This is a genomic window from Streptomyces sp. NPDC102451, assembly GCF_044765485.1.
GTDB lineage: Bacteria > Actinomycetota > Actinomycetes > Streptomycetales > Streptomycetaceae > Streptomyces.
In genome coordinates this window covers 219448-234192 of sequence record NZ_JBIWKD010000005.1, presented here as the reverse complement: position 1 = coordinate 234192, position 14745 = coordinate 219448, and the positions used below count along the sequence as shown (strand labels likewise).

The 14745-nt window shown below is 66.8% G+C and carries 7 protein-coding genes; 4 read left to right on the top strand and 3 right to left on the bottom strand.

Going from position 1 to position 14745, the window contains the following annotated elements; genetic code table 11:
• Positions 1 to 14: 14 nt before the first annotated feature.
• From ACIRD8_RS13960 to ACIRD8_RS13950, 3 genes are read right to left on the bottom strand one after another with little or no spacing between them, the layout of a single operon-like run.
• Complete coding sequence (locus ACIRD8_RS13960; protein WP_403990018.1) at positions 15 to 920, bottom strand: DUF6339 family protein; 906 nt, start codon at positions 918 to 920, stop codon at positions 15 to 17.
• On the bottom strand, positions 917 to 1894 hold the full coding sequence (locus ACIRD8_RS13955; RefSeq protein ID WP_403990016.1) for a hypothetical protein: 978 nt from the start codon (positions 1892 to 1894) through the stop codon (positions 917 to 919). The genes ACIRD8_RS13960 and ACIRD8_RS13955 overlap by 4 nt, the downstream gene beginning before the upstream one ends.
• Positions 1891 to 3972 carry a helix-turn-helix domain-containing protein gene (locus ACIRD8_RS13950; RefSeq protein ID WP_403990014.1) on the bottom strand — a complete coding sequence of 694 codons (2082 nt, stop codon included), beginning with the start codon at positions 3970 to 3972 and terminating at the stop codon, positions 1891 to 1893. The genes ACIRD8_RS13955 and ACIRD8_RS13950 overlap by 4 nt, the downstream gene beginning before the upstream one ends.
• Before the next feature lie 322 nt (positions 3973 to 4294).
• Here ACIRD8_RS13950 and ACIRD8_RS13945 point away from each other — a divergent pair, with 322 nt between their 5' ends.
• The 4 genes from ACIRD8_RS13945 (at position 4295) to ACIRD8_RS13930 (ending at position 14744) form a co-directional block, all read left to right on the top strand.
• Positions 4295 to 4660, top strand: a complete 366-nt coding sequence (locus ACIRD8_RS13945) for a hypothetical protein (protein ID WP_403990012.1) — start codon at positions 4295 to 4297, stop codon at positions 4658 to 4660.
• A gap of 123 nt (positions 4661 to 4783) precedes the next feature.
• Positions 4784 to 9586 (top strand): sacsin N-terminal ATP-binding-like domain-containing protein, encoded by a 4803-nt coding sequence (locus tag ACIRD8_RS13940; RefSeq protein WP_403990010.1) that lies wholly within the window; start codon positions 4784 to 4786, stop codon positions 9584 to 9586.
• Positions 9583 to 11496: a UvrD-helicase domain-containing protein gene (locus ACIRD8_RS13935; protein WP_403990008.1), complete on the top strand. Its 1914-nt coding sequence runs from the start codon at positions 9583 to 9585 to the stop codon at positions 11494 to 11496. Before ACIRD8_RS13940 ends, ACIRD8_RS13935 begins: the two co-directional genes overlap by 4 nt.
• Positions 11493 to 14744, top strand: coding sequence for a helicase-related protein (locus tag ACIRD8_RS13930; RefSeq protein WP_403990006.1), 3252 nt, complete (start codon positions 11493 to 11495; stop codon positions 14742 to 14744). The genes ACIRD8_RS13935 and ACIRD8_RS13930 overlap by 4 nt, the downstream gene beginning before the upstream one ends.
• The last annotated feature ends 1 nt before the right edge of the window (position 14745 follow it).

Sequence of the window (14745 nt, the reverse complement as noted above, 5' to 3'; positions counted from 1 at the left end):
AGCACACTCGGACTTCAGTCCTGTGCAGCCCCGGAGCGAGCCCTGTCACGCAACGGCGCCTTCGCAGCGAATTGCCCGAACATCCGCTTCAGCACCTCGACAGAGGAGCGCCGGGCGGTGCCGTCGTCCGGCCCTTCGGGGAGCCTCTCCCACGGCACGGCGGGCGCCGATTCCGCATCCGCGATCCACTCGGTGCGCGCGTCGTGACGGGGTGGATCGTCCGGCGCGATCACCTCGTACATGAGTGTGCTGCCGGCCACGTTGACCGCCGTGCACAGCGCGTTGACCCGATCCCCGAGACGCGTGGCTCCTTCGCCGGTAAGTCCCTCGAGAACCGATACCAGGGCCAGAGCAGTGGGTTTGTGATCGACGGCTGCGAGCCGGAGAGCTGTATTGATCATGTCCTGATTCCCGCAGGCGATCTCCGCGGGCGTGTAGTCGGGCCCGTCACGGAACATCTCGGCCGACCACCAGAGCCGAGCAAAGGCCTGGCTGTAGTGGGGGCCGACGAACCTGGCACTGTTGATCTTCCTGGGAGCGCCGTCGTCCGCCGGGCCCAGGGGTAGGTGTCGCCACAGGACGAAGTCGGGTGCCACGGCCAAGGCGAGGAAGTTCCAGAGCCCTGCATCCGCCGCTTCCGCCCGCGTCAGCCGCAGGGTCGCGTGCAGCCGGGGCGCCAACCAGGCGTCGGCCTCGGTCCTGACCGGGCCGAATCTGTGCATCGCCTCCTCGACGATCTCGCGTACCGGGTCGACGTTCCACCGGGCCGAGTCGTCCTGGATCGGCGCGCACGCACGGAGGACCGCCACATGGGGCAGCGCTTCCTGGCCGGCGCGCACCCCGTGGGTGAGGAAGCCCGTGGCGCGGTCCCCCGCGAGGAGGGCGAGACGAGCAGGCATCTCCGTGTGTGCCCGGTTCATGAGCGCGCACCTTCCTGGGATCGGGAAACGACGCGGATGGTCGCCAGGAGGTTCCTGGGCAGCTGACCGCGCCTTCCGGCTGCGATCTCGACGCGTGACTGGACCTCCGCCCATCCTCGGCCGTCTGCGCGACGGTCGTGGGCCTCTCTCAACGCGTCGGGGATCGGGAGTCGAGGAAACACCTCCGGCAGCATGGAGCGCAGTACCGCACCCCTCCAACCGGCGGGAAGGTGGGGGGTTCCGTCCTCGTCGAATTCGAGGTTGCTCAGAGCGGACTGGAACATGGTCGCCCACGCCTCTCCCGCCACCTGGGCGGCCACGAGTCCTGCGGTCGCCTTCTCCAACGGGCTGCGTGCACCGGTCAACAGCGCGGAGAGGCCCTCGAAGGAAGTGTTCAGCAGAATGGTCGGTAGGTCCCCCGATGTGTCGACCAGCCAGGGCGCGTCCGCGAACGGGCGCAACCACTGCTGCTGCCCGTCCCGGAAATCCTCTTCCACGATCTCCAGGTCTCGTTGCCTGGCAGGTGTACGGGCCAGCAGGTCCACCACCCACGGGGCGTCCGTCTTCCCGAGGATGCGCCCGTCGACACCACCGTGGCTACCGACGACGCAAATATCGAGCAGCGCCCGTGCAGCATGGGTGGAACGACGCACCCGGACATCGCCCCGCCAACGCATGTCGTCCCGACGACGTTCCAGGCGAGTCACCACCCGGGTGTTCGTGGCTCCCTCGGTCAGTACCGCGACACAGCTGACCCCGGACCACGGGCCGTCGGCCAACTCTTCGACGGGCAGGGAGACTTCCAGGTCTAGTACTCCTTCGGTCCAGTTGTCCCGCTCGACCTGATGGAGGGCGACGACCTGATCGCGCTGCGAGATCAACGAAAGCTGCAGAGGCTTCCCGTCTATGCTCGCCCCTCGGACAGTGGCCTCGATCTTCCCCACCAAGGTCGGGTAGGCGTATACAGCGCTCATGCCGAGGCCTCCCCCACCTGCTGGATGTCCACGATCACACCGGCCATGGCCGCGGCCACCGGATGGCTGCCCACGGCAGTGACACCGCCGAAGCGCGCGGACCTCACATCCGGATCGATGACCAGCCTGCCCTCGACCACTTGACAATTCTCCTTCGGGGACAGCTCCGCCCACTCGAGCGAAGGTCGTCCGCCCGATCGCACGTCGAACTTGACCACCGGTAGCAGTTGCCAGCCGGTCTCTCGTTGTGGCACGTCCAGTGTCACGTCCAAGGTCCAGGCCCCGGCCGCATCCACCCTTCCGACCACCCGGTCCACGAGCGGATGACGACGACGGCCGCCGGCCGTCGCCGGCAGCTCGAGGCGTAGCAATTTTCGGAGGATTTCGTGGCCGACCGAGCTCTGGCCGACGGTTCGCCGACCGATCACGCTCCTCAGCGCCGTGTCCATGGCCGTGTTGAACTCGGACAGACGGCGAGGAGCGTTGAGGTAGGCGGCAGTGAGTTCCTCGGTCACCCCCCACCTGTCGTGCTCCGGCGGCTCGGCGGCGCGCAGGAACTCTTCTGCGGCGTGGGTCGCCGCGCTGTCGTCGCCCGTGGCGAATCCGGCCAGCAGAACGGCTTGGAAGGGATCCACCGCGATCCCCAGGTTGCGTGGAGGGCGTGCCGTGACGGTCATGCGGTTGCCCCGCATGCACACGATCCGGCTGTGCTGTTCGTCCCTGTCCGCAGCCGGAGTGACCAGAAGTACGGCACGGTGGGTGCTGCCCGCAGCTCTGCGTCCGGCTGTCCGCAGCGGTGGGACGGTGAGAGCAACGTCCGTGGCAGCGACCTGTCCGGCCTCCGTGAGCTCGTCGACCGTCTCCCCGTCGATGTACGCCCGGAGCGCGTGCACAAGCGCCGGGTGCCGGTCGAGCGGGTCGACCCGGCGTTCTCCGCCCACCGCTTCACCATTGCGAAAGGCCCGTACCGATGCCTCGAGCAGGGGCGGTGTCGACCGACCTGACGTCATGGCGGCCCAGAAATTGTCGGAGAGCGCCTGCCCGAGAGCAGCGTGCAGGTCCTCCAACGTGTCACTGCCACCGGCCGCGTCGTGGGCACCGACGACGAGGAACGAGGTCCCAGGATCGTCACTGTCCCGGTCGAGCCACAGATCCGCGACCACGCGTTCATCAGCCCACCAGGATCGGGAGACCCCCTCGTGCGCCTTCTCTGTGTCCGGCTCGCCGAGCCATGCGGGCCCGGCGTATGCGACACCCTCGACCTCACGCCAGGGAAGGTCCAGCCGCCCGACCACCCGACGAGCGGTACGCCCTTCGTGCGCCTCGGACAAGGTGCTGTTGATCAGCACCATGCCGAGCCGGCTGGCTGCCCACAGTGTTGCTTTGCCCAGCCCGTAGGAGCCGCCCGCCCGATCGTTGCTCTTGTGACTGTCCAGCTGACGGCGGACGACTGCGGCGTACCGGCCGTCCCCGTACTCGGGCCCGGTCAAGCCTGACGCGTTGTAGTCATCGATCCGAAGAAGCAGGAGGGAGGCGTCCTCGCGCAGCGCCCGAAGGCCCTCGGCCAGGACCCGGCCCGCCTTCTGCCCGGACTGTGAGGCCGCCGTGTAGTGGGGTTCCAGCTCGTCCCACTTCAGTGCGGTGAGGAAGGAGTGCAGGTGCTCACCGGTCAGCTCGTGCAGGGTGAAGCGCACGCGCACCGAGCGTCGTGGGTCGAGCCGCTCGTCCAGCGCGTTCTGCGTGACCTCCCGAGCCAGCACGGACAGGTTGGCGTCGAACGCGAAGGCCGCTGCGTTGCCGTACTCCCGACCTCCGTCGTGGTGAGCGAGCCGGTGGTACCAAGCGGTCGGCCGGTCCGATCCGGCGTCGGCGTCCCTGGTGATCAGAGTCGCCACATCCGTCTCCAGGATCTCGGCGATCTTGACCATCACCTCCGGCCGCGGCCGGGCTCTACCCGTCACCCACGCCGACACAGCTGCACGCGTCAGACCCAGCTGCTGGCCGAGCCCCTGCTGCGACAGACCCTTGCGACGGAGCTGCCGCCCGAGCCAGACACCGAAGTCCTCGCTGTCCTCCATTGACCCCACTCCCTCTTCATGCCGAGCGGGGACACACGGTAGCACCGCAGTTGACATCAGCACTTCGTCAAATGTCGTTTGACGCGCACGGCCGGTCCGGGCGCCAGCGAGGGTTGTTTTTATTCTTCCCTCTTCTGATCGGCTCGCCGATCAGCGCGTGCTACTGTTCATCTCGGCAACTCCCAACCCGGTCAGGGCCGTTGAGGGATACGCCTCCTGGAGGCAGGAGAGCTCTGCCCTCATGTTCGATCACAAAGCGGTCTTTACGTGCACTAACTGGTCAAGAGCACTCGTTGGCGCACCTATTGGGAGGGGAACCCACATGATCGATGACGACGACGCTTGGATGGCCTGGTTCATCCGCAAGTACGACGAGCTTGAGGACCCGGAGCTCCGGGCCGAGCTCCTGATGCAGCGCGGCATGCACCCCCAGATCCTGGCTGCGGAGCGGCGGCGCCTTGCCCGCCTCGAGCGCACCACCGCACGCACGGAGAAGGTCGCCACCCCCTCCGACCCTTCCGTGCGCCGCACCTCTCGGGCCACTCGGCGCCCCACCACCCCTCGGCGCGCCGGTCGCCCTCGCACCTACCAGGTCACCCGCACCCGCCGCATCCGGACGAACGGGCGGAAGGTGACGGTCGTGACGACGACCGTCACCGTCACCACGGTCACGACCACCGACATCTGAGCCCTTTGGCTGCACCCTCCACGTAGCAGCTCCACGTCGTACCCGTGGGGTGCCGGCATGAGCGCCGCCCCCCCACTCCCCCCGCGCGTCCTCGGTTCGTTCTCCACTAGAGACAGGTGTCTCATGACCGACCGGCAGTTCGCCGACTCCTCGCTCCCGCCCGTGATCGAGACCGTGATCCAGCAGTCCGCCACCGTCCTGAAGACCTACCAGGTCGATCCAGGTCTGGTACAGGAACATGCCAATGGCGAGCGTCGCATCACCCAAGGCGGCTACGGGGAACGCCAGTTGTACGAGCTCGTCCAGAATGCGGCGGACGAGATCGCGGCTGCGCCCGGCGGCAAGCTGCATGTCGTCCTCACCGATGACTACCTCTACTGCGCCAACGTGGGCAGCCCTGTCACGCCGGAGGGAGCGGAGACGATCCTGAGAATGGGTGTGTCCCGGAAGCGCGGCGGGCAGATCGGCCGGTTCGGCGTCGGCGTCAAGTCCGTGCTCTCGGTGAGCGACTCACCCCAGTTCTTCAGCGGGAACGGCGCCTTCGGCTTCGGCTTCGACAAGGAGTGGTCCGCTGCCGAGATCGCGCAGACCCTCGGGTGGCAGGGCGATCTCGACATGGCCACCCCTGTGCTTCGCATGGCCCGCCCGCTCGATGTCGAGCAGGAACGCGCCGATGACGACAACCTGGACAAGCTGCTGCGTTGGGCCACCACCGTCGTCCGCCTGCCTCTGGTAGAGGGCGCTGCTGCGCGTCTCTCCCGCGACATCGTCGGCCACAAGAGTCGCAATGGGCGCGAGACTGAGGCCTTCCCCTCCCACTTCCAGCTGTTCTCACCTCATGTCGGCGAGCTATTCCTGCACGACCGGCGCTCGATGCCTCAGGTGCGCCGGGAAATCTCAATCGAGCACAAGGACAACCGTCGAACCCTCAAGGAAGTGGCGAGCGGCGCCAAGCAGGCGACGGAAGAGTGGAAGGTGTTCTCCACCACCTACACTCCCGCCGGTGAGGCCAAGGACAGCGCGGGTGAGCTTCATGGTCGGCCCGTCCTCGAGGTCTCCTGGGCCATGCCCGAGTACACCGTGCGCAACGGCCTGCACACCGTGCCCGGCGGCAGGGGCTCCTTCTGGGCCTTCTTCCCTACCAAGTACGAGTCATCGTTGACTGGCATCCTCAACGCGCCGTGGAAGACGAACGAGGACCGACAGCACCTCCTGGATGGCAGCCCCTTCAACCGTGAACTCCTGGAAGTTGCAGCGCGGTTGGTGGTGCACACCCTGCCCACCCTCGTGCCTGAGGAGGATCCCGCCGCCTACCTTCCCCTGCTGCCGGGGCGTGCCAAAGACACGAAGCTCAACTGGGCCGACGAGTACTTCCTGCGACGCGTGTGGGAGTACGCCGCCGAAAGCCCCTCCCTTCCCGATCAGGACGGTGTGCTCCAGCGACCTCGCGAGCTCTTCATCACGCCGCCCAACCTCGACAAGGAATGGGTCAGGATCTGGGCCGAATACAGCGGTCGCCCGGCCGGCTGGCTCCACCCGTCCGTCGACGCGTCCGACACCACTGTCCGGCGCGGCAAGATGAATCACATTTTGGAGCAGGCGGGAATCGCTTCCGAGAGCGTCAAGGACTGGCTCGAAGCTCTCGTTTCCGACGGCTCCGCAGAGGCCTCGACCCATGCCATCGAGATCCTCTCCCTGATGGTGCTCAAAGACCAGGCCGGACGGCTGCGCGGCGACTCGGAGATCACTGCCGCAGCTCGGCGGGCGAAGATCGTCCTGACCGAGGAGCATGGGATGGTCGCGCCTGTCGCCGGCGAGATCTTTCACCGGACCTCCGCCGACGCTCTCCGCGACGACATGGTCTACGTGCACCCATCGATCTCCGAGCGACCCGAGATGTCCAGGCACCTGCACAACATCGGCATCAGGGTCGCCGACGCGCAGGGACGGTTCGAGGGCGTCCTCGACCAAGGATTCGCCACCTACGACACCGACGCCTGGTCCAACTTCTGGGTTCTGCTCCGGAGTGCCGGGGGAAGCGCGCAGACCGAACGCATCCGTGCGAAGGTGCCGAAGCCTCTGGAGACGCTGCGCGTCCGCACCCTGGACGGCCGGTATCGAGCGATGCGCGACTGTCTCCTGCCGGGCCCGGTGGTACCCGCCGACGGACGTCGGGACACCGGCGTCACCGTCGACATGACCTTCCACGACAGCGATCGTCCGGTGTTCCGCGACTTGGGTCTGTTCGACCGACCCACCGGCGGCCACAGGCCACAGGGCGAGACCTGGTTCGAGGAATATCGGCAGGCTGTGCACGATCAGCACCTTCGTAGCCTGCCGAGCACGTCACCGCGCCCCAACATCTCCCGTCTCGTAGTGGAGGGTGCCCCGACCCTGGGGCCGCTGCACCTACTGCCGGTTCTGTCCGACGAGGGCCGCGCCGCCTTCGTAGGGGCCCTGCCCCCGTCCGACATCTCGCAGCACTGGCAGATGCGATACGGAATCAACAGCAACACGCAAAAGACCGTGGTGTCTCCGCTGCGCTGGATGATCTCCAAGCACGGCCTCGTGCGCACGTCCATGGGGCTGACCCGCGTGCTCGATGCCGTCGGTCCCCAGCTCAAGAGTTTCCACTCCGTGCTGCCCGTCGCCGAGGTCTCGGACGAGGCGGCACGGCGGCTGGGTATGCCCACGACCACGGATGAAGTTCCCGCCCGGCGCTGGGGCAAGCTGCTGGACCTGCTGCTGCAGAGCGAGGACGACGCGTTCATCGGGCATGCCTACGCCATCCTGCATCGCGTCGAGTTCGAGTTCCCCGAAGATGTACTCACCCGATGCCGTGTGGGGAGCTCCTGGGAAGGGCGCCCGGACAACGAGATCGCCGTGGCGACGAGCACCCCCGAGTTCAACGAACTCGTCCGAGAAGGGCTCCCCGCGCTCCTTGTCTCCGACAAGGCCGACGTCGCCTCCGCCAAGGCGATGATCGAGGACTGGGGAATGCTCAAGGTCTCCGACGTCATCAGCCGAGAGATCGACGCGGTGAAGATCGGGCGGGCCTCGTCCCTCATCGAGGAGTTCCCCACGGTCAAGGCCCGCCTCGGCCAGGCAGGAAACAACTACAAGATCCAGCGCTGTTCCGAGCTCACGCACGTCATGCGTACGCCCATGGGAAGCAAGCGGAAGGCCCTCACATTCGCCAGGAAGGGGCAGACCCTCTTCGTACTGGACTCCTTGGACCGCCTCCAGGTGCTCGAGGCCGCCGACGAGGAGTTCAAGTGGGGCTTCGGACGCGCGGGATGCAGCCAGGCGCTCGCCCTTCAGGAAAGGCAGGAGCACGATCAGGCTCTGCTGAAGAGGCTGCGCGCGGTCCGGGAGGCCGAGAGCGTCATCGACAAGATCGCTCTGCTCATCGGTGAGGACGCCCTGCGCGGCGGACTTCCTCCTGGGCTGATGGAAAGCGAGATTCACGAGCACGGAAGCGAACCCAGCGCTCGACGCGTCGCCGAGATGGCGTTCAACGCCCACGGCGAGGCGATCCTGCGGATCCACTCCCACGATCTCACCCTGAACTTCCCCACCAAAGCTCCCGCTTCCTTCAGCGGTGGTCAGAAGGCCTTGCTCTTCGTCACCGACCTCGGGTTCCCTGACTCCTTCGCCGGCGCCCAGGTGCCCTCCCTGGAAGCACGCCTGGAGGTTGAAGGCCCGACCGAATTCCCCGCTCTGCACCCGTATCAGGAGGACCTCGCTCAGGCTCTGCTGGGTCTGCTGGAGAACCCGATGCCCCAGCGAGGCATGCTCAGCCTGCCGACGGGGGCCGGTAAGACACGTGTCACGGCGGAAGGCGTGATCCGCTGGATTCGGGATCGCGAGGACCTTCCGGGCCCCGTCCTGTGGATCGCGCAGACAGAAGAGCTGTGTGAGCAAGCCGTGCAAAGTTGGAGCTTCGTCTGGTCGAAGGTGGGCCCTGAGCACCCCCTCGTCATCAGCCGGCTGTGGGCGTCGAACGAGGCCACTCCGGTCGACGGGCGACCTCACCTGGTCGTCGCGACCGACGCCAAGCTGGACCGCTGCCTGATGGATGACAAGTACACCTGGTTGCGGAAGTCCGCTTCGCTCGTCATTGTCGACGAGGCGCACACCGCGATGTCCAAGCGCTACACACGCCTTCTCGAGCAGCTCGGCCTCACGCACCACCGGACCAGCCGTCACCTTGTCGGTCTGACGGCGACCCCGTACAAGAACAACGCGGAGCTGACCCGCCTCCTGGTCCAGCGCTTCGGCAACCGTCTGGACACCGGGGTCTTCGACGGCGATCTGTCCGTCGCCATCAAGTCCTTGCAACGCCTCGGCGTGTTGGCCCAGGTGAAGCACCGGGAGCTGCAGGGTGCCGCGATCGCCCTGACAGCTGACGAGCGTGCCCAGTCCGAGACGTTCGCCACCTTGCCCAAGGGTGCGGAACAACGGCTTGCCGAGGACCACGACCGTAGTCAGCGCATCGTCGACGAGATCGCCGCCATGCCCTCCGACTGGCCGGTTCTGGTGTTTGCCACCTCCGTCGCCCACGCCAAGCTGCTCGCTGCCAAGCTGGGTGACAGGGACATCAAGGCCGCAGCCATCGACTCGAGCACGCCTACCAGCGAACGCCGCCAGCGGATCAACGACTTCCGCAAAGGCAGGACCCAGGTGCTCACGAATTACGGGGTGCTGACCCAGGGCTTCGACGCGCCGGCCACCCGTGCGGTCGTCGTCGCCCGCCCGACCTACAGCCCCAACATCTATCAGCAGATGATCGGACGTGGTCTGCGCGGCCCGAAGAACGGCGGCAAGGACAGCTGCCTGATACTGAACGTTCGGGACAACATCACCAACTACGGTGAGGAGCTCGCGTTCACCGAGTTCGAGTACTTGTGGGACGAGGCCCGGTGACTTCCGTCCTTCCCGCCGATCACCGGCTCACAGCAGCGCAGCAGGCCGTGGTGGACCAGCCTTGGGACGCTCGGGTCCTGGTCACGGCCGGCGCCGGCGCCGGCAAGACGTACACCCTGGTGCGACGGCTCGACGTACTGGTGGAACGCGAAGAACTGGAGGCGGGCGAGATCCTGGTTCTCAGTTTCTCCCGCGCCGCTGTACGCGAACTCACCGAGCGGATCGAGCGGGACGCCACCGCCGCCCAGCGCATCCGTGTTCAGACCTTCGACGGCTGGGCCTCTGCTCTGCTCCACCGCGCCTACCCGGACGTGGACTGGGGGGCGTACACCTTCGACGGACGCATCGAAGCCGCCACCGAGGCGATCGACAGGGGAGCGGTCGAAGGCGGAGAATACGTGCCGGCCCATGTGGTGATCGACGAGGTTCAGGACCTCGTAGGCGCCCGTAGGGAGATGGTCGAGGCGCTGCTCGACCGCTTTCAGGAAAACAGCGGATTCACCGTGGTGGGTGATTCGGCTCAGGCCGTGTACGGGTTTCAGGTGTCCGATCCGGTACAGCGGGCCGAGGAGACCGACCGCTTCCTGGAGTGGGTGCGTGCCACGTTCGGCGAGGACCTGGTGGAGCTTCACCTGGGCGACAACTTCAGGGCCCGCAGTGAGGCGGCACGGATGGCTCTGCCTTATGGAGCCCAGTTGCAGGCGTTGCCTCGCGATCGGGCCACGGTCGCCGACGAGGCGGAGCGAATTCACGGTGACCTGCGAGCGTTGCTGCTGTCGACGCCGAATTTCGGAAGCCTGGACGACGAGTTCGTGCTGGCTGCTCTGCGCGACTATCCCCACACCACTGCCGTCCTGTGTCGTGACAACGGCCAAGCTCTGACCCTGTCCGGCATCCTGGCCGACGCCGACGTCCCTCACACATTGCAGCGTTCTGCCCGCGAGCGCTCCGCCCCTGTATGGATCGCCCAACTTCTCGCTTCGACCGGTTCGACCAATCTCACTCAGGAACGCTTCGAGGAGCTGCTGGTCGACCTGCGGATCCCGATCGGCTCCGTGCCGGAAGCACTGTGGCGGTCGGTCCGCAAGGTGGCACGAGGCCGCGGCAGAGGCACCGTCGATGTCGTCGCACTGCACCGCGCGCTCGCCGAGGGACGACTGCTTGATGAGCTCACTGCGGCTCAGCCGTCCTCTCTCGTGATATCGACCATGCACCGGGCCAAGGGCTTGGAGTTCGATCGGGTCCTGATTGTCGAACCACGCGTCCTGAAGGAACCGGCCCCGGTCCGCAAGAAAAAGCGCGACTACGACCCGGCTGCCGAAGCCCGTTTGCTCTATGTGGCCATGACCCGGGCCCGGGACGACCTCTACGTGCTGGACGCACCCAACTCGTGGCTCATCCGGAAGGACAAAAGGATCGACCGCTGGTACTTGGGCGGCCGAAGCGCCTGGGCCCGTAACGGGATCGAGCTGATCGGTTCGGACGTGTCCCACGAGCAGCCTCCTGGCACGGAGGGATTCCAACACGACGCCGAAGATCTCCGGCGTCACTTGCTGACTGGTGTCGCCGCCGGCACCGAGGCGGAACTGGTCCTGTTGCACGGCATTCCTGTTGCCTCCGACCAGTCTCCTCCGTACGCGGTTGTGGCCGGTGGCCGTCAGGTGGCAGTGGTGTCGGAGCGTTTCCGGACCGACTTGTACCGGATGCTGTGCCGCTCCGCGCACTCCGTGGTCGACCGGTGGCCACCGCTGATCACCGGCCTCCGGATCGACTGTGTGGAGAGTGTGGCGGGCAGCCCCGCCGCCACGGAAGCCGCGGGCCTCGGTGCGCACGGCGCGTGGGTCGCACCTCGGCTGTGCGGCCTGGGACGCTTCCACTGGTACGCGGACGAAACCGAGGGGGACGAATGAGCGGGCATACCCACCAGGCGCACTACGAGTTGCGCGACTCGCTCGTCGATGCCCTGCGCGAGGATCTGCTCGGGCCCGTGGGTGGCGCGGAGGAGGTGCTGACGGACGACGCACCGATCACCATGTATCCGGTGGGTGTGCTCTTCCCGCGCCCCCGCCCGGACCGGTCCGACAGCTCGACCCGGACCGGGGCGGCCGAGCAGGGCGAGTTGGAGTCGGAGCGGGACGGGGTCGACACAGTACCGCTCGGCGTCCGGCGGGACGCCGAGGAAGGGCCAGGCGATCTGGGCGTCTCGCTGGCGAACGTCCGGATGCCCTCGTCCATCGGCCTGACCTTCGCCGTGGATCCGACCGTGTCCGCATGGGTCCGGTTGACCGCACGCGCTGCCGTCTACATCCCCGAGGACGCCGAGGGGAAGCCCGTAGCCGCGAAGCGGACCGAGGCGCGCAGCACAAAGGCGCAGCGGGAGCACTGGCGGCGCTCGGCCCTCCCCATCGAGCCCGTCGATGTGGATGTCACCCGGCCAGGGCTGCTCGATCCCTTCGTTCTCCACCCAGGGCTCGAACTACGTGTGCTGGTCCGTCCTCGATCCGCCGTGGACGGGACCGTGACCCTGACAGTCACCGTCGTCAACAGCCTTGTGATCGGCCAGTTCGATCTACGCGACGCGCATTGCTTCTACCAGCCGCAGCTGACTGCCACGGCGAGGGACGGCCATAGCCCTCTGTTCGTGGTGCGTCCGGCGACTCTGGGGGCAGTCGACTCGGAGCAGGCGCTGAGCAGGCTCCTGCACCGCCACGTTCCGAGTTTCGCCATCGGCCACGGTTGCGCCGCGCATTGGGATTGGACACCACCCCCGGTGGGTTCCGTTCCGGTCGAACGTCCGACGGTTGACGCTCTACGGACCGAGTTCATCCCCTCTCATGAGGTGCTGCTGACCGATTCCAACCCTGGGATCGACGACAAGCCACTCACCATGTACGGGTTGGGGACCGCCCCCGCCGATGAGGTCGTATCAGCTCTTCGCACTCTGCTGGCAGGGTACGAGCGGTGGATCGAGACTCAGGAGGATCAAGCCCGTCTGCTTCGCGGCACCGACCACGGCGAGGCTGCGGCGGATCAGGTCCTGCTGTGCCGCCGCGCTCTGCTCCGGATGCAGGAAGGCGTGGATCTGCTGGAGGACGCCGATCGACCGGACGTCATGCACGCGTTCCGGCTGGCGAACCTCGCGATGGCCGCCCAGCGGGCTCGTACCGTCTGGATCAAGGGGGGCAGGGCCGATCTGCCGGACGAACAGGCCGGTCGGTGGCGCCCCTTCCAGCTCTCTTTCATGCTGCTCTGCCTCGCCGGCATCGTCGACCCGGAGCATGACGACCGCGGGATCTCCGACCTGCTGTGGTTTCCCACGGGCGGTGGTAAGACAGAGGCGTACCTCGGGCTCATCGCTTTCACCACCTTCCTCCGACGGCTGCGGGACGGGGCCGCCGGGGCAGGAGTCACGGTACTCATGCGGTACACGCTCCGGCTGCTCACGCTCCAGCAGTTCGAGAGAGCCGCAGCACTGATCTGCGCCATGGACCTGCTACGTGCGGCCGACCCGACGCGGCTGGGACGCGAGGAGATTTCCATCGGCATGTGGGTGGGTCGCTCGGCGACCCCCAACACGCTGGCGGCCGCTGAAGCAAAGCTCGCCGACCTCGTACGCAACGAGACCCTCCAGTTGCAGACGGAGAACCCGGTCCAACTGCGCAATTGCCCATGGTGCGGAGAGCCATTGCGCCCTCGTGACTACGCGGTCGACAAGGACGCCAAACGCATGACGGTGCGCTGCCCTTCGGGCACCTGCGAGTTCCGCCGAGGGCTGCCGGTGCACCTCGTCGATGAGGCCGTGTATGCCCATCGCCCGACCTTGGTCATCGCAACGGTCGACAAGTTCGCCTCAATGCCCTGGCGGCCCGCGTCAGCGGCTTTGTTCAACCGGGACGTCGACGGAGTCCGGCCGCCCGAACTCATCGTGCAGGACGAACTGCACCTCATCTCGGGCCCACTCGGGACTCTCACCGGCCTGTACGAAACCGCCGTCGACGCACTGGCCGAGCGTCCCAAGGTCATCGCCTCGACCGCTACCATCCGACGAGCCGGCGAGCAGGGCACCCGACTGTTCGACCGTGAGGTGGAGCAGTTCCCACCCGGCGGCCTCGACGCCAGGGACTCCTGGTTCGCGGTCGAGACACCTCGTGAGCGCAAGGCCGCTCGCTGCTACATCGGTCTGCTGACTTCCAGCACCAGCCAGGCCACCTTGCTGATCCGGGTGTACGCGGCTCTGTTGCACCGGGCGCAGGCCCAAGACGCTCCACCCGAGGTGAAGGACGCCTACTGGACCTTGGTCGGCTACTTCAACAGCTTGCGACTGTTGTCGGCGGCGGAGCTCCAGGTCCTCGACGACGTTCAGGAACGGCTGGGTCACCTGGCGGCTCGTGACGGCCTCAAGACACGTCGGGCGGACGCCCTCACCGAACTGAGCAGCCGCGCGAATGCCAGTGACATCTCTCGTCGGCTCAAGGACATCGAACGACGGCTCCCCAGCCCGGAGACTCTGGACGTACTGCTCGCCACCAACATGATTTCCGTAGGGGTCGACGTCGATCGACTCGGGCTCATGGCAGTGATGGGGCAACCGCAGACCACTGCCGAATACATCCAAGCGACGAGCCGAGTCGGCCGACAGCACCCGGGGCTCGTTGCGGTGATGCTGAACTCCACAAGATCAAGGGACCGTTCACACTACGAGGACTTCCAGAGCTTCCACTCCGCGCTGTACCGCGAGGTGGAGTCCACGAGCGTCACCCCCTTCTCCGCCCGGGCCCGTGACCGCGGCCTGCACGCCGTCGTGGTGGCCCTGGCCCGCTTGATGCTGCCTGCCGCACGAGCCAACGAATCGGCAGCAAACGTGGAGTCCTTCCTCGCTGATCTCCATGGCCAGGTCGGGAAGGTCCTGCTCGACCGGGTCGCGGCGGTCGAGCCGGATGAACTCGTCTCCACAACCGCAGCCTTCGAGCAGTTCGTCGAGTGGTGGCGTGGCGAAGCCCACGACCGCCCGAATCTTGTGTATGAGGCTCCACGTGGCCCCCACAGCCCCGCTCTGCTGGCCAACTACGACGAAGAGTCGGTCAACGTGTCGCCGTGGAAAACACTGTGGAGTCTGCGGGACGTAGATGCCTCGTCCACCGTCTTCGAGGAGCGCTGAA